We start from the raw sequence: 20,177 nt of genomic DNA, 5'->3' as shown, positions 1-20,177 counted from the left end.
GCTCGCCTCACCCGTCCCACCCACCCCACCCCGCATCATGGAGGCATGCCCGAAGGAGACACCGTCCTACAGACGGCCGGACGTCTGCGCACCGCGCTCGCCGGTCAGGTCCTCACCCACTCCGACCTGCGGGTCCCCCGGTTCGCCACCGCCGATCTCACCGGCCGGACGGTTCTGGACGTCGTCCCGCGCGGCAAGCACCTCCTCACCCGCATCGAGGGCGGCCTCACCCTGCACAGCCACCTCCGGATGGACGGCGCCTGGCGCGTCTACGCCCCCGGCGAGCGCTGGCGCGGCGGCCCCGCCCACCAGATCCGCGCCGTCCTCGCCAACGCGGAGCACACCGCGGTCGGCTACCGACTGCCCGTACTCGAACTCCTCCGCACCCGGGACGAGCAGAAGGCGGTCGGGCATCTCGGCCCCGATCTGCTGGGCCCGGACTGGGACCCCGACGCCGCGTTGCGCAATCTGCTCGCCGTCCCGGGCCGCCCCCTCGGCGAAGCCCTCCTGGACCAGCGCAATCTGGCCGGAATCGGCAACGTCTACAAGTCCGAGCTCTGCTTCCTGGCCCGCGCCACCCCCTGGCTCGCCGTCGGTGACCTGGCCGCTCCCACCGCCGCCCTCCTGGTCACGACGGCCAAGCAACTGCTCGAAGCCAACCGCGACCGCCCCCGCCGGACGACCACGAGCACGGCCCCGCGCGGCCCCGCCCCGAGGGAACGGCTCTGGGTCTACGGCAGGGCCGGCCGCCCGTGTCTGCGCTGCGGCACCCCCATCCGCAGCGCAGATCAGGACACCCGCCCCACCTACTGGTGCCCGCGCTGCCAGTCCGGCCCCACGCCCTGAAGCCCGGACTCCCGGACTCCCGGACTCCCGGACCGCCACAACAGTTGACGCACCGTCAGATACGGTCGTACCGTCCGCTCATGCCCCTCACCGCGTACGACCTCACCGGCCGCTCCGCGTTCGTCACCGGCGCGGCAGGCGGCATCGGCCGCGCCTGCGCCATCCTGCTCGCGACCGCGGGCGCCACCGCGCACTGCGCGGACCTCGACGAGAAGGGCCTGCTGGAGACCCGGCGGCTGATCACCGAGGCGGGCGGCACATCCTATGTGCACCTCCTCGATGTCACCGACCGCAGCCGGGTCGAGGCCGCGGTGAGCGAGGCGGGCGATCTCGACATCCTGGCCGCCGTCGCCGGAATCATGCACACGAGCAGCGTCCTGGAGACCACCGACGAGGATCTCGACCGCGTCCTCGCGGTCAACTTCAAGGGGGTGCTGCACGCCTGCCGGTCGGTGGCCCGGTCCATGATCGCGCGCGGCGCCCCCGGCTCACTGATCACCATGGCCTCGGGAGCGGTCGACTCCGCCGGTCAGGGACTGTTCTGCTACAGCGTGGCCAAGGCGGCCGTCGTCCAGCTGACGAAGACGCTCGCGACCGAACTGGGGCCGCACGCGATCCGCGTGAACGCCGTCGCCCCGGGCTGGATCCGTACGCCGATGACCGCCCGCCACGACGCCGACCACCAGCAGCGGGTGGAGGCGACGATGGCGCGGATCTCCCCGCTCGGGCGGGTGGGCGAGCCCGAGGACGTGGCCCACACCGTGCTCCATCTCGCTTCCGACGCCTCGGCCTTCATGACCGGCCAGATCCTCCGCCCGAACGGCGGCGTAGCCATGCCTTGGTAGCCCGCCGCCCCCGCTCCGCACATCGGGCCCCCGCAGCTGCCCAACGGCCGGCCCACCGCACACCGGCCACCGACCACCAGGCCGCCGCCCCGTCGCCGCCGTCGCCCGCAGCCGCCGGCCCCGCAGTCGCGGCCGCATGCACGGGCAGCAGACTCAGCCCCCACCCACCTGCCGCCACCGCACCCTCGACGAGCCCCGCATGGGCCGGTTCCAGTACGAGCCGCAGCACGGCCCACCACCACACCCCGCCGAGAACGAGCGCCGGCACCCATCGCCGTACCATGGCTGCCTCCTCCGGCCGAACCTAGTGCGGCGCGCTCGCCCAGCGGGAGGGCGCATCGGCGCACCACCGGCGCGACGGGCGCGGCCGCAGACCATCGCACGCTCACCCGGGGCTCCCGGGCACCCGCTCCGACGAAGAGCCCTCCGGCACCGGACCGCGAACCCGCCCCGGCGAGGAGCCCTCCGGCACGGAACCGGACAAGCACCGGCACCGGACCGCGAACCAGCCCCGACCAGGAGCCCTCCGGTGCAGCACGCGGCCGGGCAGGCGATCGCGCCGCGATCCCACCGGCCGGCGTTCCACTCTCCGCAGTCTCGCCCGGCATCCCCCGGTCCGCATCCAGAACGAGCGGCGCCATGGCACCACCGGGCCCCCACCGTTTCGCGTGGGGGCCCGGTGAACGCGGTCAGTGGTCGTCGCGACGCGGCGAGTCCTTCATGCTCTTCGCGCGCTCCTCGGCCTTGCCCATGGCTTCCTTGGCCTGGCCCTTGACCTGGTCCGCCTTGCCTTCGGCCTGCTTGCGCCGGTCGCCGGTCATCTTGCCCATGGCCTCCTTGGCCTTGCCCTTGAGCTTGTCCTTGGCGCCTTCGTCAACCATTGCGACTCCTTCGGGTAGGGGAACGGTCCTGCCGTTCAGCACGACCCACGATGTCACAAATAGAACAAAATGGTCATTCGAGAGTCATCCGATCCGACGCCCGGGAGCAGCCGCCGAGCAACAGCCCCGGCCACTCCACCGCGTCTCTCCCTCCTCACCGCGCGCACGCAAAAGCCCCGGCCGCCCCTCAAGGGGACGACCGGGGCTCACTGCACACCGGACCGCAAGGGTCAGGCGGCGACGACATCCACCGCTTCCGTGGGCGCCTTGATGGTCACCCGGCCCGACGGCACACCTGCCACCGAGGTCACGGAGACGGAATTGAGCATCGGGCGCACCGGCACAGGTACCGGATCGCTGGCTGCTGCCGACTCGGCCAGTTCGGCCAGCGACAGCTCGTCGCTCACTTCACGCATGAGCTCGGACATCCGTACGTCAAGCGCGTCGCAAATGGCGGAGAGCAGCTCGGAGGATGCCTCCTTCTGCCCCCGCTCCACCTCGGAGAGATAGCCGAGCGAGACTCGGGCGGACGAGGAGACTTCGCGCAGAGTACGGCCTTGGCGCTGGCGCTGCCGACGCAGCACGTCACCAAGCAGGCGACGGAGCAGAATCATCGGTGGCTCCCTCCTCGGACCGCGTAGCCGCATCCTTCACGCCCCACCGTACCGCCTCGCGCCGCGGCCGTGCGGGGAGCGATGTCGTGTTCACTCAGGGCTGCAAACATCAATTCCCCCCGTTCTGTTCCGTATCCTGTGCCCTTGCGTTCCTGCCGAGTTCGGCGGAGAGCAGTTCGAGCACGCTCCGTACGCTCTCTCTACGGATGTCCGCCCGTCCGCCGTTCAACCTCAGCCGTGCCATATTCTCCACGCCCTCCGGCCCGGCCACCGCCACGTAGACCGTGCCCACGGCCTTGCCGTCCTGGGGTTCGGGGCCGGCCACCCCCGTGGTCGCCACACCCCAGTCCGCCCCGAGAACCCGGCGCACACCGGCAGCCATCTGCCGCGCCACCTCCGGGTCGACCGCACCGCGCTCCGCCAGCAGAGCGCCGTCCACCCCCAGGACATCCCGCTTCAGGGGCGTCGCGTACGCCGTCAGGGAGCCCCGGAAGGACTGCGAGGCACCCGGCACCGACGTCAGCTCCGCCGCGACCAGCCCGCCGGTCAGCGACTCGGCGACGGCAAGGGTCTCCCCCCGCTCCCCGAGCAGCTCCAGCACCCTGGCCGCGGCGGTCACCGCTCGGCCTCCGCCGAACCGCGGCTTCCCGCGACCGCCGCGGCGGCCCGCTCGGCCGCGAGCCCCTTGCGACGCAGCACGACGGCCTGGCGCACATAGTCGAGGCCGGTGAGGACCGTCAGCACGACGGCCACCGCCATCACCCAGAAGCGCAGGGTGGCGAGCGGACCGGTCAGCGCCAGGACGTACATCCCGACGGCCGTCCCCTGCGCCAGGGTCTTCATCTTGCCGCCACGACTGGCCGGAATCACCGCATGCCGTATCACCCAGAAGCGCATCAGCGTGATGCCGATCTCCCGGAAGAGGATCACGCCCGTGACCCACCAGGGCAGATCGCCGAGGTACGAGAGGCAGATCAGCGCCGCGCCCATGATCGCCTTGTCCGCGATCGGGTCGGCGATCTTCCCGAAGTCGGTGACCAGGTTGTAGGTGCGCGCCAGATGACCGTCGAACAGGTCGGTGATCATGGCGATGGCGAAGGCCGCCCAGGCGAACGACCGCCAGGCCGGGTCGTACCCGCCGTTGTGCAGCAGCAGCAGCACGAAGCCGGGCACCAGCACCAGCCGCAGCATGGTGAGCAGATTGGCGATGTTCCACAGGCTGGCCTGATTGACGGCCGCGGTGCCCAGCTTGCCGCCGCGGACCGGCTTCGCGCCGGAGCCGCCTGCCGCGGATGCCGGGGCTCCCGTCATCTGGCTGCCTCCACGAGCTCGGAACACTCGGCCACCAGATCCACTCCTTCGGTGCCCACGACCTTTGCCTCGACCATAAGGCCGGGTACCAGGCCCTCGCGTGTGGTGAAGAGCACCTGGCCGTCCGTCTCGGGTGCCTGGTGGGCCGCGCGCCCCACGGCGCCGTCCTCGTCGTCCACGGACTCGACGAGCACCTGGAGCGACTCGCCCAGGCGCTCCTCCGCGCGCTGCGAGGTCAGCTCCTCGGCCAGCTGCGAGATGTGCGCGAGCCGCTCGGCGATGACGTCGGCGTCCAGCTTGTTCTCGTAGCCGACCGCCTCGGTGCCCTCCTCGTCGGAGTAGCCGAAGACGCCGATGGCGTCGAGCCGGGCACCGGTGAGGAAGCGTTCCAGCTCCGCCAGGTCGGCCTCGGTCTCGCCGGGGAAGCCCACGATGAAGTTGGAGCGGGCACCGGCCTGCGGCGCCTTGCTCCGGATGGTGTCCAGCAGTTCCAGGAAGCGGTCGGTGTCCCCGAAGCGGCGCATCGCCCGCAGCACACCGGGGGCCGAGTGCTGGAAGGACAGGTCGAAGTACGGCGCAACCTTCGGCGTCGAGGTCAGCACGTCGATCAGGCCGGGCCGCATCTCGGCCGGCTGGAGGTAGCTGACCCGGATCCGCTCGATGCCCTCGACGTCGGCGAGCTCCGGCAGCAGCGTCTCCAGCAGGCGGATGTCGCCGAGGTCCTTGCCGTACGAGGTGTTGTTCTCGGAGACCAGCATGACCTCCTTGACGCCCTGCTCGGCCAGCCAGCGGGTCTCCTGCAGCACGTCCGAGGGCCGCCGCGAGATGAAGGACCCGCGGAAGGACGGGATGGCGCAGAAGGAGCAGCGGCGGTCGCAGCCCGAGGCGAGCTTGACCGAGGCGACGGGGCTGGTGCCCAGCCGGCGGCGCAGGGGCGCCCGCGGCCCGGAGACCGGGGCGACGCCCTCGGGAAGGTCCTCGGGGGCCGGGGGCACCTCCTGTGCGTGGCCCGGCAGGGCCACGGCCGCGTCCTGCCGCTCGGCCGGGCTGATCGGCAGCAGCTTGCGGCGGTCGCGCGGGGTGTGCGAGGCGTGGATGCCGCCGTTGAGGATGGTCTGGAGGCGGTCGGAGATGTCGGCGTAGTCGTCGAAGCCGAGGACGCCGTCCGCCTCGGGCAGGGCCTCGGCGAGGTCCTTGCCGTAGCGCTCGGCCATGCAGCCGACGGCGACCACGGCCTGGGTCCTGCCGTGGTCCTTCAGATCATTGGCTTCGAGCAGGGCGTCGACGGAGTCCTTCTTGGCGGCCTCGACGAATCCACAGGTGTTGACGACGGCGACGTCCGCGTCGGAGGCGTCCTGGACGAGCTCCCAGCCGTCCGCTGCCAAGCGGCCTGCGAGCTCCTCCGAGTCCACCTCGTTACGGGCGCAGCCAAGAGTGACAAGGGCGACGGTACGGCGTTCGGGCATGGGCTCAAGACTACTTTGTCCCGGCACTCGCCCTGCCGCGCAGGGTTCCACCGTTACACCGAGTAACGAATACGGCGAACGCCCGGCGGATCTGCCGGGCGTTCGCCGTGTGGGCCGTGCGGCCGGGGGAAACGGTGCGTGTACGGGTCAGCCGACCGCCGGGTCGCCCTTCGTGTACGAGAGCCGCTCGACCTGGCCGGGCTGGAACTTGTCCTCGACCTTCTTGCCGTTCACGAAGAGCTCGACCGAACCGGCGTCCCCGAGGACGAGGTCGACGCGCTCCTGGTCCTGGAAGGTCTTGGTCTGGCCCTGCTGCAGCAGACCGTCGAAGAGCAGCCGCCCGTTGTGGTCCTTGGCGGAGATCCAGCTCTTGCCCTGGCTGGCGTCGAGCCGCACCGTCACCTTGTCCCTGGGGGCCGCGGCGATGGCGCTGTCGGAAGGCGCCGGCTTGGGGTCGACGGGCTTCCGGGTCTTCGGCTCGGGGCTCTTGGTGCTGGGTGCCGAGCCTTCGGCGAGCTGGGTGGCCGGGGGCGTGTCGTCGCCGCCCTTGAGGAAGGTGAAGCCGACGAAACCGACGACGGCGACGATCGCCGCGACCATGGCCGCCGTCCAGTTGGGCCGACGGGGTTCGGAACGGATTCGCTCGGCCTCGAACAGCGGCGCCGCGGGCGTGGGTGCGGGGCGGCCGCCGTGTTCCGCGTCGTACTGCGAGATCAGCTGTTCCGGATCGAGCGCGACGGCACGCGCCAACGTACGGATGTGACCGCGCGCGTACACGTCGCCGCCGCAGCGGGAGAAGTCGTCCTCCTCGATCGCGTGCACGATGGGGATGCGCACCCGGGTGGACGAACTGATCTCTTCGACCGTGAGACCTGCGGCGATGCGAGCCTGCTGGAGCACTCGACCGATCGAAGGCCGGTCGTCTTCGGGGGAGTTGCCGATGGACACGGGGGCGCCTTTCGAGCGTGAGCCACCTGCTGGGTGTTCAGTCTAGGGGGGTTACGAAAGGGTGGGGCAACCGGGAGGAAGCACTTTGTCCTCCATCGGACTCGAACACCGTCCGATTCGCCGGACCGTCCCGGGAAGGACAATTCTGCCGCCCCTTCCCCCAAGTTGACGTCCGACCCGGCGAAAGGGTTGCCCCTCTTCACCTACGGGGCGGATTCCCCGCGGATCAGAGCCAACACCCCGTCCAGCTCGTCGGGTTTCACCATGACGTCGCGGGCCTTGGATCCCTCGCTGGGTCCGACGATGTTCCGCGACTCCATCAGGTCCATCAGACGGCCGGCCTTGGCGAAACCGACGCGCAGCTTGCGCTGGAGCATCGAGGTGGACCCGAACTGGGTGGAGACGACCAGCTCAGCGGCCTGGCAGAGCAGATCCAGATCGTCGCCGATGTCCTCGTCGATCTCCTTCTTCTTCGCGGTGCCGACCACCACGTCCTCGCGGAAGACCGGCGCCATCTGGTCCTTGCAGTGCTGGACGACGGCCGCGACCTCGTCCTCGGTGACAAAGGCCCCCTGCATACGGGTGGGCTTGTTCGCACCCATCGGCAGAAACAGCCCGTCACCCTTTCCGATGAGCTTCTCGGCGCCGGGCTGGTCGAGGATGACCCGGCTGTCGGCCAGCGACGAGGTCGCGAAGGCGAGCCGGGAGGGCACGTTCGCCTTGATCAGTCCGGTGACGACGTCCACCGAGGGCCGCTGGGTCGCGAGCACCAGGTGGATACCGGCGGCGCGGGCCAGCTGGGTGATCCGGACGATGGCGTCCTCCACGTCGCGCGGAGCGACCATCATCAGGTCGGCGAGCTCGTCGACGATCACCAGCAGGTACGGATAGGGCGAGAGCTCGCGCTCGCTGCCCTCCGGCGGCTTGACCTTGCCCTGGCGGACGGCCTGGTTGAAGTCGTCGATGTGCCGGTACCCGAACGCGGCGAGGTCGTCGTAGCGCAGGTCCATCTCCCGCACGACCCACTGGAGTGCTTCGGCGGCGCGCTTCGGGTTGGTGATGATCGGCGTGATCAGGTGCGGGATGCCCTCGTACGCGGTCAGCTCGACGCGCTTGGGGTCGACCAGCACCATCCGTACGTCGTCCGGGGTCGCCCGGACCATGACCGAGGTGATCAGGCAGTTGATGCAGGACGACTTGCCGGAGCCGGTCGCACCGGCCACCAGCACGTGCGGCATCTTCGCCAGGTTGGCCATCACATAGCCGCCCTCGACGTCCTTGCCGAGCGCGACCAGCATCGGGTGGTCGTCCTCGGCGGCGTCCGCCAGGCGGAGCACGTCGCCGAGGTTGACCATCTCCCGGTCCGTGTTGGGGATCTCGATGCCGACCGCGGACTTGCCCGGGATCGGGGAGATGATCCGGACGTCGGGGCTGGCGACGGCGTAGGCGATGTTCTTGGCGAGCGCGGTGATCCGCTCGACCTTCACGGCGGGGCCGAGCTCCACCTCGTACCGGGTGACCGTCGGTCCGCGGGTGAAGCCGGTGACCGCGGCATCGACCTTGAATTCGGTGAAGACGTTCGTCAGCGCGGCGACGATCGCGTCGTTGGCGGCGCTGCGGGTCTTGCCGGGGCCACCGCGCTCCAGCAGGTCCAGCGAGGGCAGCGAGTAGGTGATGTCGCCGGAGAGCTGGAGCTGTTCGGCGCGGGCCGGCAGTGGCTGGGACTGCGAGTCGGGCACGGGCTTCGTCAGGTCGGGTACGCCGCCCGAGGGCGCGGGCCGCTTCCCTCCCCCGGCGGAGGCCCCGCCCTCCCGGGCGCCCGGGACCGGTGTGCCCTGGCGTTCGCGCTCGACGGAGACGCCCTGGGTGAGGTCGGCGACGATCGGCGAGGGCGGCATGCCGTTGAGCACGGCCCCGTCGAGGGCGGCGGCAGCGGCGGCCGCCACGTCCACCGCGTCCATGGTGCGGTTCGTCGCGGGCTGCGCGGAGGTTCTGCGCGGCCGGCGGCGCTGGGAGAGCGCCTCGGCCTCGGCCTGGTCGGGGTCGTACGCGTCGGGCGCCTCGGAGCGGCGGGCCGAGGGGCGGCGGGAGCGGGCGGGAAGCTGCTCGCGCCACTGCTCCTCGTAGCGCTCGTCGTCGTTCTCCTCGTCCGCGTCGAAGTCCGGCTCCGGGTGGAGCAGGCCCAGCCTGGTGCCGAGCAGCCGGAGCCGCTGCGGGATGGCGTTCACCGGGGTGGCGGTGACGACCAGCAGCCCGAAGACGGTGAGCAGCAGCAGCAGCGGTACGGCGAGGACCTCGCCCATCGTGTAGATCAGCGGCTTGGAGGCCGCCCAGCCGATGAGCCCGCCCGCGTTCTGCATCGCCGTGGTGCCGTCCTCGCGGCCGGGCGATCCGCACGCGATGTGGACCTGTCCGAGGATCCCGATGACGAGGGCGGAGAGTCCGATGACGATGCGGCCGTTGGCCTCGGGCTTCTCCGGGTAGCGGATCAGCCGCACGGCGATGGCACCGAGCAGTATCGGCACGAGGAGGTCGAGCCGGCCGAAGGCCCCGGTGACGAGCATCTCGACGAGGTCACCGACGGGCCCGCGCAGATTCGACCAGGTGCCCGCGGCGACGATCAGCGCGAGCCCCAGCAGCAGCAGCGCGACGCCGTCCTTGCGGTGGGCCGGGTCGAGCCCCTTGGCACCGCGTCCTATGCCGCGGAACGTGGCGCCGACCGCGTGGGCGGTGCCGAGCCAGACGGCGCGCGCCAGCCGGTAGACACCGCCGGTGGGCGACGGGGCGGGCTTGGGCGGGGCCGCCTTCTTCGCCGCCGCCTTCTTGGCGGGAGCCTTCTTCGCGGGCGCGGTCTTCTTGGCAGCGGTCTTCTTCGCGGGCGCGGCTTTCTTGGCCGGCCCCGCGGTACGGCCGACGCGCTTCGCGGTGCCCGCCGTGCCCTGGGAACCCTTGCCGGACGTACGTGAGGCCATGGTGCCGAGGTTACCGGTGACGACGGCTGTTAACACGTGCGCCTGCCGCTTCACCCGTCCGTGTCGCTGTCCGGAGGCGGCAAACTGACGCGACCTCATGACCGGGCGCGCGGCGCGCAGGCCGACGAACGGCCCGGCGTACGGGGCAGTTGGACCTGAGCGCCGGACAACCGCCCGCCCCCGGCAAGACTTCACACCGCCGGAGCGCCCCTGCGGCGTGGCGGCGCGGCCGCCACCGTTTACGAGGAGAGGGTGGCCGGGCCGCTTCCGGTACCGGGCTCCAGGGCGTCGAGCGCTCGGCGCAGCCCGGTCAGCTTGCGCTCCAGATGGGCGGCCGTGGCCACCGCCGCGGCGTCCGCCGACTCGTCGTCGAGCTGCTTGGAGAGCGCCTCGGCCTGTTCCTCGACGGCCGCGAGCCGCGCCGAGAGCTCGGCCAGCAGCCCCGCGGGCTCCTTGTCGTGGTCCGGGCCGCTTCCGTCGCCCTCCAGCTGGAGCCGCAGCAGCGCCGCCTGCTCGCGCAGTTTGCAGTTCTTCATGTACAGCTCGACGAAGACCGAGACCTTGGCCCGCAGCACCCACGGGTCGAACGGCTTCGAGATGTAGTCCACCGCGCCCGCCGCATATCCCCGGAAGGTGTGATGCGGACCGTGATTGATCGCGGTGAGGAAGATGATCGGGATGTCCCGGGTCCGTTCCCGCCGCTTGATGTGCGCGGCGGTTTCGAAACCGTCCATGCCTGGCATCTGGACGTCCAGCAGAATGACCGCGAAGTCATCCGTGAGCAGCGCTTTGAGCGCTTCCTCCCCTGACGATGCCCGGACCAGTGTCTGATCGAGCGCAGAGAGGATGGCCTCCAGCGCCAGCAGATTCTCCGGCCGGTCATCGACCAGGAGGATCTTGGCCTTCTGCACCATGGCCCGTCCTCCTCGCCCCGGAATTGCACCGGGCGCCGCCCCAGGGGACGACTCCCTTACGCCGTCCGTCCTTGTGCCGGTCATCGTAGCCGCACCCCGCCCGTCGACACACCCTGTCACTGCGATGTCACTGTGCACACACCGGAAACGCGGCGGGAGACCAGAAGGTTCCCCGTATGACGCCCTCTCACACCCGGGTGTGCACAGTCGATCAACAACTCATCGCGACTTCCTCGACCAAATGATCATTCTCCACGCATCCACTGTTCCATCACGGAAAGAAGATGATCAGGGTCGACCGGCTTGGTGACATAGTCGGAAGCACCGGATTCGATCGCCTTCTCCCGGTCGCCCTTCATCGCCTTCGCCGTCAACGCGACGATCGGCAGCCCGGCGAACTGCGGCATCCTGCGGATCGCCGCCGTCGTGGCATAGCCGTCCATCTCCGGCATCATGATGTCCATCAGCACGACCGTCACATCGTCGTGCTGCTCCAGGACTTCGATGCCCACACGCCCGTTCTCCGCGTACAGCACCGAGAGACCGTGCTGCTCCAGCACGCTGGTGAGCGCGAAGACATTGCGGATGTCGTCGTCGACGATGAGCACCTTCTCGCCACGGAACCTGAACGTCCTGCGGACCTCCGGCTCCTCCTGCCCGGCGAGCGCCCACGGCTCCTGCGGAGCGGACGGCGCGGTGCTCCGGGGCGGCAGCGCGGGCCGCCGCTCCGCGCTTCCCAGACTCTTGCGGCGCCGCCGCGTCAGACCGGAGGCACCGGCCTGGTCCGACGCCGCGGCCGCCGGATCGGCACCCGCGCCGGCCTCCGGCAGGCGTCCCTCCTCGACCGTGGCGCCATGGGCCTCGATCGCCCCGGGGCCGATCTGCGGGTAGCCCTGCGGCGGCAACTCGCTGGGGTGCAGGGGGAGATACAGCGTGAACGTCGAGCCGCGACCCGGCTCGCTGGCCGCGTGGATCTCGCCGCCCAGCAGCCGGGCGATCTCCCGGCTGATGGACAGCCCGAGCCCCGTACCGCCGTACTTCCGGCTGGTCGTGCCGTCCGCCTGCTTGAACGCCTCGAAGATCACCAGCATCTTGCTGGACGCGATCCCGATACCGGTGTCGGTGACCGAGAACGCGATCAGATCGGCGTCCGCGTCCCGCAGCGAGCCCGCCTCCAGGAGCTGCTCACGGATGGCGTTGGGCACGTCCTCGTTGGCGTGCCGGATCACCAGCTCGACCGCCCCGCTGTCGGTGAACTTCACCGCGTTGGAGAGCAGATTGCGCAGCACCTGCAAGAGCCGCTGCTCGTCCGTGTGCAGCGTCGCGGGCAGTTCCGGCGAGACCCGGACGGAGAAGTCGAGCCCCTTCTCCGCGGTGAGCGGGCGGAACGTCGCCTCCACGTAGTCCACCAGCTGGACCAGCGCGATCCGGGTCGGGCTGACGTCCATCTTGCCCGCCTCGACCTTCGTCAGATCGAGAATGTCGTTGATCAGCTGAAGCAGGTCGGAACCGGCCCCGTGGATCGTCTCGGCGAATTCCACCTGCTTCGGCGAGAGATTGCCCTCGGCATTGTCCGCGAGCAGCTTGGCCAGGATGAGCAGCGAGTTGAGCGGGGTGCGCAACTCGTGCGACATGTTCGCCAGGAACTCGGACTTGTAGCGCATCGAGACCGCGAGCTGTTCGGCACGCTCCTCCAGGACCTGCCGGGCCTCTTCGATCTCGGTGTTCTTGACCTCGATGTCGCGGTTCTGCTGGGCCAGCAGTTCGGCCTTCTCCTCCAGCTCGGCGTTGGACGCCTGGAGTGCCTTCTGCCGGTTCTCCAACTCCTGCGACCGGTCGCGCAGTTGCGCGGCCAGTTCCTGCGACTGTTCGAGGAGTTTCTCGGTCTTCGTGTTGACGCTGATGGTGTTGACGCTCGTCGCGATCATTTCGGCGAGCTGGTTGAGGAAGTCCCGCTGGATATGGGTGAACGGCTGGAACGACGCCAGCTCGATCACACCGAGGACCTTGCCCTCGAAAAGCACCGGCAGCACGATCACATGCGCGGGCGGAGCCTCCCCGAGACCGGAGGAGATCTTCAGATAACCCGGCGGAACGTTGTCCACCTGAATGGTCCGCTTCTCCTCGGCGGCCGTGCCGATGAGCGTCTCGCCCGGCCGGAAGGACGTCGGCATGGAGCCCGCCGAGTATCCGTAGCTGCCCCGCATGCAGAGTTCGTACGAGGCGTCCTTGTCGCTGTCCGCGCCCACCGCCCCGGTCTCCCCGACCGGCATGGCCAGGAAGAACGCACCGTGCTGCGCGGACACGACCGGCGTCAGCTCGCTCATGATCAGCGAGGCCACGTCGTCCAGGTCGCGGCGCCCCTGCATCAGACCGGAGATCCGGGCGAGGTTGCCCTTGAGCCAGTCCTGTTCCTTGTTGGTCGCCGTGGTGTCGCGCAGGTTGGCGATCATGGTGTTGATGTTGTCCTGGAGGGCCTGGATCTCGCCGGCCGAGTCCACATCGATCTTCAGGTTGAGATCGCCGCGGGTCACCGCGGTGGCCACGGCCGCGATGGCCCGCACCTGACGGGTGAGGTTCCCGGCCATCTCGTTCACCGACTCGGTGAGGTCGCGCCAGGTGCCGTCGACGTCCCGGACCCGGGCCTGACCGCCCAGCTGCCCCTCCGTGCCCACCTCGCGGGCCACCCGGGTCACCTGCTCGGCGAAGGAGGACAGCTGATCGACCATCGTGTTGATGGTGTTCTTCAGCTCGAGGATCTCGCCCCGCGCGTCGATGTCGATCTTCTTGGTGAGGTCGCCCTTGGCGATGGCGGTCGTGACCGCCGCGATCTGCCGCACCTGCCCGGTCAGATTGGACGCCATCGAGTTCACCGACTCGGTGAGGTCCTTCCACGTGCCGGAGACCCCCGGCACCCGGGCCTGACCGCCCAGCTCGCCCTCCGTACCCACCTCGCGGGCGACGCGCGTCACCTCGTCCGCGAACGAGGACAGCGTCGTCACCATCGTGTTGACGGTGTCCGCGAGCTCGGCGACCTCGCCGCGCGCCTCGACGGTCACCTTCTTCCGCAGGTCGCCGTTGGCGACCGCCGACGAGACCCGGGAGATGTTCCGCACCTGACTGGTCAGGTTGTTGGCCATCAGGTTGACGTTGTCGCTGAGGTCCTTCCAGATGCCGGTGGCCCCCGGCACCCGGGCCTGACCGCCGAGGATGCCCTCGGTACCCACCTCGCGGGCGACCCGCGTCACCTCGTCGGCGAAGTTGAGCAGCTGGTCGACCATCGTGTTGACGGTCGTGACCAGTTCGAGGATCTCGCCCCTGGCGTCGACGGTGATCTTCTTGGAGAGGTCGCCGTTGGCGACCGCGGTGGTGACCTCCGCGATGTTGCGGACCTGGAGGGTCAGGTTGTTCGCCATGCCGTTGACGGACTGGGTGAGGTCCTTCCACGTTCCGGACACGCCCTGCACCTCGGCCTGGCCGCCGAGCATGCCCTCCGTACCCACTTCGCGGGCGACCCGGGTCACCTGCTCGGCGAAGTTCGAGAGCTGGTCGACCATGGTGTTGATGGTGTTCTTGAGCTCCAGGATCTCGCCGCGCGCGTCCACGTCGATCTTCTGCGACAGATCACCGCGCGCCACCGCCGTGGCGACCTGCGCGATGTTACGGACCTGAGCGGTGAGGTTTCCCGCCATGCCGTTCACCGAATCGGTCAGATCACGCCAGACCCCGGCCACGCCGGGCACCTGCGCCTGCCCGCCGAGCCGCCCGTCGGTGCCGACCTCGCGGGCCACCCTGGTCACCTGCTCCGCGAAGGCGGAGAGCTGGTCGACCATGGTGTTGATGGTGTTCTTGAGCTCCAGGATCTCGCCGCGCGCGTCCACGTCGATCTTCTGCGACAGATCACCACGGGCCACCGCGGTGGTCACCTGGGCGATCTGCCGCACCTGCGAAGTCAGGTTCCCGGCCATGAAGTTGACGGAGTCGGTGAGCTCCTTCCAGGTGCCGGAGACGCCGTCCACCCGGGCCTGTCCGCCGAGGCGGCCCTCCGTGCCCACGTCACGCGCCATGCCCGTCACCTGGTCCGCGAAGCTGGACAGCTGCGCCACCATGGTGTTGACGGTGTTCTTCAGCTCCAGCATCTCGCCCGCGACGTCCACGGTGACCTTCTGCGACAGATCGCCGTTGGCCACCGCGGTCGTCACCTGGGCGATGTCGCGCACCTGCCCCGTGAGGTTGCGGAACGCCGCGTTCACCGAGTCGGTCAGGTCCTTCCAGGTCCCCGCCGCGCCCGGCACCTCGGCCTGGCCGCCGAGCCGGCCTTCGAGGCCGACCTCCCGGGCCACCCGGGTCACTTCCGAACCGAAGGACTGGAGCTGGTCCACCATCGTGTTGACGGTGTTCTTCAGCTCCAGCATCTCTCCGGCCACGTCCACGGTGACCTTCTGCGTCATGTCACCGTTGGCCACCGCCGTGGTCACCTGCGCAATGTCGCGCACCTGGGTCGTGAGGTTCCGGAAGACCGTGTTCACCGAGTCGGTGAGGTCCTTCCAGGTTCCCGCCGCGCCCGGCACCTTCGCCTGGCCGCCGAGCAGGCCCTCGCCACCGACCTCGCTGGCCACCCGGGTCACTTCGTCCGCGAAGAGCCGAAGCGTGTCGGTCATCTGGTTGATGGTCTCGGCCAGTTGCGCGACCTCGCCGCGGGCGCTCACCGTGACCTTCTGGGACAGGTCGCCGTTGGCGACGGCCGTGGTCACCTCGGCGATCCCGCGCACCTGGGAAGTGAGGTTCCCGGCCATCGTGTTGACGGAGTCGGTGAGGTCCTTCCACACGCCTGCCACGCCCGGCACGGTCGCCTGCCCGCCGAGCTCGCCCTCCGTACCCACCTCACGGGCGACGCGCGTCACCTCGGAGGAGAACGACGACAGCTGGTCGACCATCGTGTTGACGGTGTTCTTCAGCTGGAGCATCTCGCCGGCCACATGGACGGTGACCTTCCGCGACAGGTCCCCCTTGGCGACCGCCGTCGTCACCAGTGCGATGTCGCGCACCTGCGCGGTCAGCCGGTACGCCATGGTGTTCACGGAGTCCGTGAGGTCCTTCCAGGACCCGGACATGCCGCGCACCTGGGCCTGCCCGCCCAGCTTGCCCTCGGTGCCCACCTCGACCGCGACCCGCGTCACCTGTTCGGTGAAGGCCGACAGCTGATCGACGAGGCTGTTGACCGTACGGGCGACCTTCAGGAACTCGCCGCGCAGCGGCCGTACCGTCTCGTCGGAGGTGTGCGAGCGCAGTTCCATCCGCTGTTCGAGATCGCCGTCGGCCACCGCCGACAGCACCCGCCCGACCTCGGAGACCGGCCGGGCCAGATCGTCGACCAGTTCGTTGGAGGCGTCGATCGCGGCGGCCCAGGAGCCCTCGCAGGCTCCCGTCTCCAGCCGCTCGGTGAGCTTGCCCTCGCGTCCGACCACCCGCCGCACCCGGGCCAGCTCCCCGGTGAGGTGGAGATTCCGGTCGGCGACCTCGTTGAAGACCGCCGCGATCTCCGCCATCACGTCGTCGCCCGAGACGGTCAGACGCCTGCGGAAGTTCCCGTCGCGCATCGCCACCAGACCCGCCAGCAGTCTGTTGAGGGCCGCCGCATCGACGTCGATGGTTCCATTGCGCTGTTTCTTCACGGACTGTCCGCCTTTTGTGCGCGTGCCTGTTCCCCGCGCCGCCACGCCAGACTCCACCGTGATCCCTCCCGCAGGGGTTGACCGTATCGCTCGGGTCTTATCTGGGAGCTTGCCCAGTTCTTCTTTGGCTCACCGCCACAGCCCACCGTCGACGGGTGACCATGCGGACGTCAAATCGTTGAAACGTACCAGGCCCGACGCAGCCGGGGTGCAACCTCCAGAGGTTGTCCCACATCCCTCTGTGGAGAAGCCCACACTTGTCCGGTCACACGCCCGTTCCTGGTCGCTCCTGCCCGAAGTCGCCCCTCGTGTATCCGGCACCGAGACCGAGCGTCTAGCCTGGCAGGCGAATCGAAGCGGCGAGAAACGGGCACAGGACTCGGGGAAGCGACGAGACACCATATGGGGAGTGCTGTGATCACCGCGCGCGCGGCCGCCACCTTCGACCCGGTCGGACGCTCCGTCGCGACCGCCCGCGCCTTCGTCCGCGACACCCTCCAGGGGTGGGGCTACACGGACGTCGCCGACGACGCGGTCGTCCTCACCAGCGAGCTGGTGACCAATGCCGTGGTCCACGCGGGCACCGCCGCGGACGTGCTGTGTCTGCGCACGGAGGACGGCGTCCGGATCGAGGTCTCCGACCACTACCCGGAACGCGAGGTACCGCTCCAGAGCAGCGGTCCGGACTTCGGCAGCCCGGACCGCGAGAACGGCCGCGGGCTGCTGCTCTGCGCGGCGCTCGCCACCCGTTGGGGCGTCGAGTATTCACCCACCCGCAAACATGTCTGGTTCCAGCTCGATCTCCCCGAGCGCCCGGTGGGCATCCGCTCCGCGGGCCCGCTGCTGCCGGTGGGTCTGCTCCCCGTCGCCGACGAGCGCGTCCGGGTGGCGGTCGTCCAGATCGACGGCACCGGCTCCATCGCGGCCTGGAACGAGGACGCCTCGTTCCTTTTCGGCCACACCGCTGATCAGGTCATCGGGAAGCAGCTCACCGACTTCACCGCCTGGCCCCAGACCCCCGGCACCAACACGGGCATCGTCGACGCCCTCCAGCTCTCCCGCTGGGAGGGCAGTTACGGGATCCGGGGCGCCGACGGCCGGACCATCCCGGTCTACGCCTCTCACCTGCGGGTTCGCGACACCCATGGCGAGCCCTCGACCGTCTGTCTGCTCGTCCGTGACTACGAACGGGCTGTGCTCCAGTCCCCGGCCCGCGCACCGGTCTCCGACTCGGCCGCCGAGAGCGGCAAGACGGACCCGTTCGAGATCTTCATCGGCTCCCCCGCCCCCGACGACCTCGACGGCCTGCTCCAGCGCACGGTCGAGCGGGCCCGCGACATGCTCGACGCCGATGCGGCCTTCCTGCTGCTGGCCACGGACGACGAGACGGAACTGGAGGTACGGGCCACCACGGGCCTGCCCTCCGCCCGCCAGCGCTTCGCCCGCGTCCCGGTGGAAGCCGGGACCGGACGGTACGGCTCCGCCCGGATGCCCGCCGTCCACGAGGACCTCGACAACGTCCCGGGCGCCGTCCCGCTGCTCGGCGGGACCGGCATGCGTTCCGTCGTCACTGTCCCGCTGAAGGTCGAGGGGCGGCTCACCGGCTCCCTGGGCGTCGCCGCCGAGGCCGCCGGCCGCTACACGAACGAGGAGGCCCTGCGCCTCCAGTTCGCCGCGGACCGGATCGCGCTGGCCGTCGAGTCGGCCCGCCTGGGCGAGCTGGAACGTCTCCGCCGCGGTTCCCTCTCCTTCCTCGTCGAGGCCTCCGACCTGCTCGCGGGCACCCTCGACCGGGACCAGACGCTGGCGCTGATGGCCCAGATGACGGTCCCCACCCTCGCCACCTGGTGCGCGGTGTACACCATCGCCGACCAGGCGTCCGAGCCGTACCTCTCCTACGTCCTGCACGAGGACGAGGAGCGCATCGACGGCCTGAAGGCGCTGCTCTCCAAGATCGCGCCGCCGGACCCCGTGCCGACCCCCGGCGCCCGCGTCTGGACCGCTCCGTCCGAGGCCGCCCACCAGGCTGCCCTGCGCAGTTCGATGCGCACGCTCGGTCTCGGTGAGAGCGGCAGGCTCGGCGAACCGGCGAGGCTCGGCTCCGGTATCCGGACGACGTTGGCCACCGCGGCCGCCGTGGGCGGGGAGACGGTGGTCCTCCCGCTCGTGGCCCGCAACCGCGTCATCGGCATGCTCACGCTCGGGAAGCCCTCCGACGACCATTTCCGCCAGGAGATCCTGGAACTGGCCGAGGACCTGTCCCGCCGTGCCGCGCTCGCTCTCGACAACGCCCGCCTCTACTCGGAACGCATGGCGATCAGCCAGTCCCTCCAGCGCAGCCTGCTGCCGCCGGGGCTGCCGGAGGTCCCCAACGTCGAGATCGAGGTCATCTACCGCGCGGCGGGCGAGGGCAACGAGGTGGGCGGCGACTTCTACGACGTCTTCCCGATCCGTGACGGCGCCTACGGCTTCGCCATCGGCGACGTGTGCGGTACGGGTCCGGAGGCCGCGGCCGTCACGGGCCTCGCCCGCCATGCCCTGCGGCTGCTCGCCCGCGAGGGTTTCGGCGGCCCCGCCGTCCTGGAGCGGCTCAACGCCGCGATCCTGGACGAGGGCGCCCGCAGCCGCTTCCTGACCCTTCTGTACGGCGAGCTGTGGCCCCAGGAGGACGGCAGCGCGCTTCTGAAGGTGGTCTGTGCGGGACACCCGCTGCCGCTGCGCCTGCGTCAGGACGGCTCGGTCGAGGCGGCGGCCGAGCCCCAGCCGCTGCTGGGCGTCATCGAGGAACTCGAACTGTACGAGCAGTCGTTCACCCTGGCCCCCGGCGATGTCCTGCTGTGTGTCACCGATGGCGTCACGGAACGCCGTGAGGGCACTCGCATGCTGGGCGACGACGGTCTGGCGGATGTCCTGGCGACCTGTACCGGCCTCACGGCGGGCGCGGTGGCGGCTCGCATTCTGCGGGCGGTGGAACGCTTCGCCGCCGAGCCCGCCTCGGACGACATGGCCATCCTCGCCATGCGCGTGCCCGAACCGCCCGCCGCATAATCGGCACAACGAAAAAGGCCCCCGCCTGCTGGCGGGGGCCTTTCCTTCTTCTGAGCCCCAATGCGGAATCGAACCGCAGACCTTCTCCTTACCATGGAGACGCTCTACCGACTGAGCTATTGGGGCCTGCTGCGCTGTGGCAACGAGGTAAAGCATACCCCGAACTCGGGGATGCTCAAAACCACTGACCGCAGGAGACTCTGACGGGCTCTCACAGCAGCTGCGCCACCCTCCCACGAGGGCTGTTCCGGCTGGTCGGTACCGGCTTCGATCAGCCGGAACCCCGGCCGGACGACTCCGCTGACGCCGGCCTGGTGACGCCGGCCCGAAAGGCCCCGCAAACGCAGAAAAGCCCCGTGCCACAAAGGCACGGGGCTTTTCAACAAAAGGAGTTCGGCGGCGTCCTACTCTCCCACAGGGTCCCCCCTGCAGTACCATCGGCGCTGAAAGGCTTAGCTTCCGGGTTCGGAATGTAACCGGGCGTTTCCCTAACGCAATGACCACCGAAACACTATGAAATAAACAACACCGGAACAACACGGCCGTTCGTTATTTCAGAACTAACACAGTGGACGCGAGCAACTGAGGACAAGCCCTCGGCCTATTAGTACCAGTCAGCTCCACCCGTTACCAGGCTTCCACATCTGGCCTATCAAC

The 20,177-nt window shown here is 69.8% G+C and carries 13 protein-coding genes, 1 tRNA gene and 1 rRNA gene; 3 read left to right on the top strand and 12 right to left on the bottom strand.

Going from position 1 to position 20,177, the window contains the following annotated elements; translation table 11 throughout:
* Positions 1-45 precede the first annotated feature (45 nt).
* Positions 46-846, top strand: coding sequence for a DNA-formamidopyrimidine glycosylase family protein (locus tag ACFVFH_RS15655; protein WP_383768089.1), 801 nt, complete (start codon positions 46-48; stop codon positions 844-846).
* Positions 847-926: 80 nt separating this feature from the next.
* Complete coding sequence (locus ACFVFH_RS15650; RefSeq protein WP_383768086.1) at positions 927-1,691, top strand: SDR family NAD(P)-dependent oxidoreductase; 765 nt, start codon at positions 927-929, stop codon at positions 1,689-1,691.
* On the opposite strand, the gene ACFVFH_RS15645 is transcribed toward ACFVFH_RS15650, so the two are convergent.
* The 10 genes from ACFVFH_RS15645 to ACFVFH_RS15600 all read right to left on the bottom strand — a co-directional run bounded on the left by ACFVFH_RS15645 (position 1,639) and on the right by ACFVFH_RS15600 (position 16,472).
* The gene (locus ACFVFH_RS15645) at positions 1,639-1,974 is read right to left on the bottom strand and encodes a hypothetical protein (RefSeq protein ID WP_383768083.1); all 336 of its coding nucleotides are present in this window, start codon (positions 1,972-1,974) and stop codon (positions 1,639-1,641) included. The two genes, ACFVFH_RS15650 and ACFVFH_RS15645, sit on opposite strands and share 53 nt — an antisense overlap.
* 406 nt (positions 1,975-2,380) lie before the next feature.
* A complete protein-coding gene (locus tag ACFVFH_RS15640; RefSeq protein ID WP_383768080.1) occupies positions 2,381-2,572 on the bottom strand; it encodes a CsbD family protein in 192 nt (63 codons plus the stop codon).
* A 230-nt stretch (positions 2,573-2,802) separates the two neighbouring features.
* The gene (locus ACFVFH_RS15635; protein WP_093539383.1) at positions 2,803-3,186 is read right to left on the bottom strand and encodes a helix-turn-helix domain-containing protein; all 384 of its coding nucleotides are present in this window, start codon (positions 3,184-3,186) and stop codon (positions 2,803-2,805) included.
* A gap of 109 nt (positions 3,187-3,295) precedes the next feature.
* Positions 3,296-3,805 (bottom strand): CinA family protein, encoded by a 510-nt coding sequence (locus tag ACFVFH_RS15630; RefSeq protein ID WP_383768077.1) that lies wholly within the window; start codon positions 3,803-3,805, stop codon positions 3,296-3,298.
* Entirely contained in the window at positions 3,802-4,497 is a 696-nt protein-coding gene (pgsA, locus tag ACFVFH_RS15625) for a CDP-diacylglycerol--glycerol-3-phosphate 3-phosphatidyltransferase (protein WP_383768074.1), read from the bottom strand. Before pgsA ends, ACFVFH_RS15630 begins: the two co-directional genes overlap by 4 nt.
* Positions 4,494-5,963: a 30S ribosomal protein S12 methylthiotransferase RimO gene (gene rimO, locus ACFVFH_RS15620; protein ID WP_383768071.1), complete on the bottom strand. Its 1,470-nt coding sequence runs from the start codon at positions 5,961-5,963 to the stop codon at positions 4,494-4,496. Before rimO ends, pgsA begins: the two co-directional genes overlap by 4 nt.
* Before the next feature lie 147 nt (positions 5,964-6,110).
* Positions 6,111-6,911: a helix-turn-helix domain-containing protein gene (locus ACFVFH_RS15615; RefSeq protein ID WP_383768068.1), complete on the bottom strand. Its 801-nt coding sequence runs from the start codon at positions 6,909-6,911 to the stop codon at positions 6,111-6,113.
* A gap of 203 nt (positions 6,912-7,114) precedes the next feature.
* Positions 7,115-9,883: a DNA translocase FtsK gene (locus ACFVFH_RS15610; protein ID WP_383768065.1), complete on the bottom strand. Its 2,769-nt coding sequence runs from the start codon at positions 9,881-9,883 to the stop codon at positions 7,115-7,117.
* A 239-nt stretch (positions 9,884-10,122) separates the two neighbouring features.
* Positions 10,123-10,797, bottom strand: coding sequence for a two-component system response regulator (locus ACFVFH_RS15605; RefSeq protein ID WP_383768062.1), 675 nt, complete (start codon positions 10,795-10,797; stop codon positions 10,123-10,125).
* A 245-nt stretch (positions 10,798-11,042) separates the two neighbouring features.
* Complete coding sequence (locus tag ACFVFH_RS15600) at positions 11,043-16,472, bottom strand: HAMP domain-containing protein (protein ID WP_383768059.1); 5,430 nt, start codon at positions 16,470-16,472, stop codon at positions 11,043-11,045.
* Positions 16,473-16,874: 402 nt separating this feature from the next.
* Here ACFVFH_RS15600 and ACFVFH_RS15595 point away from each other — a divergent pair, with 402 nt between their 5' ends.
* Entirely contained in the window at positions 16,875-19,520 is a 2,646-nt protein-coding gene (locus ACFVFH_RS15595) for a SpoIIE family protein phosphatase (RefSeq protein WP_383768056.1), read from the top strand.
* A 53-nt stretch (positions 19,521-19,573) separates the two neighbouring features.
* Here the strand turns inward: ACFVFH_RS15595 and ACFVFH_RS15590 are convergent.
* Positions 19,574-19,646, bottom strand: a tRNA-Thr gene (locus ACFVFH_RS15590).
* Between the two features lie 265 nt (positions 19,647-19,911).
* Positions 19,912-20,028, bottom strand: a 5S ribosomal RNA gene (gene rrf / locus ACFVFH_RS15585).
* Between the last annotated feature and the right edge of the window lie 149 nt (positions 20,029-20,177).

It is taken from the genome of Streptomyces sp. NPDC057697, assembly GCF_042799335.1.
In the GTDB taxonomy this organism is placed as follows: Bacteria; Actinomycetota; Actinomycetes; order Streptomycetales; family Streptomycetaceae; genus Streptomyces.
This window is presented reverse-complemented; position numbering and strand designations above follow the sequence as displayed.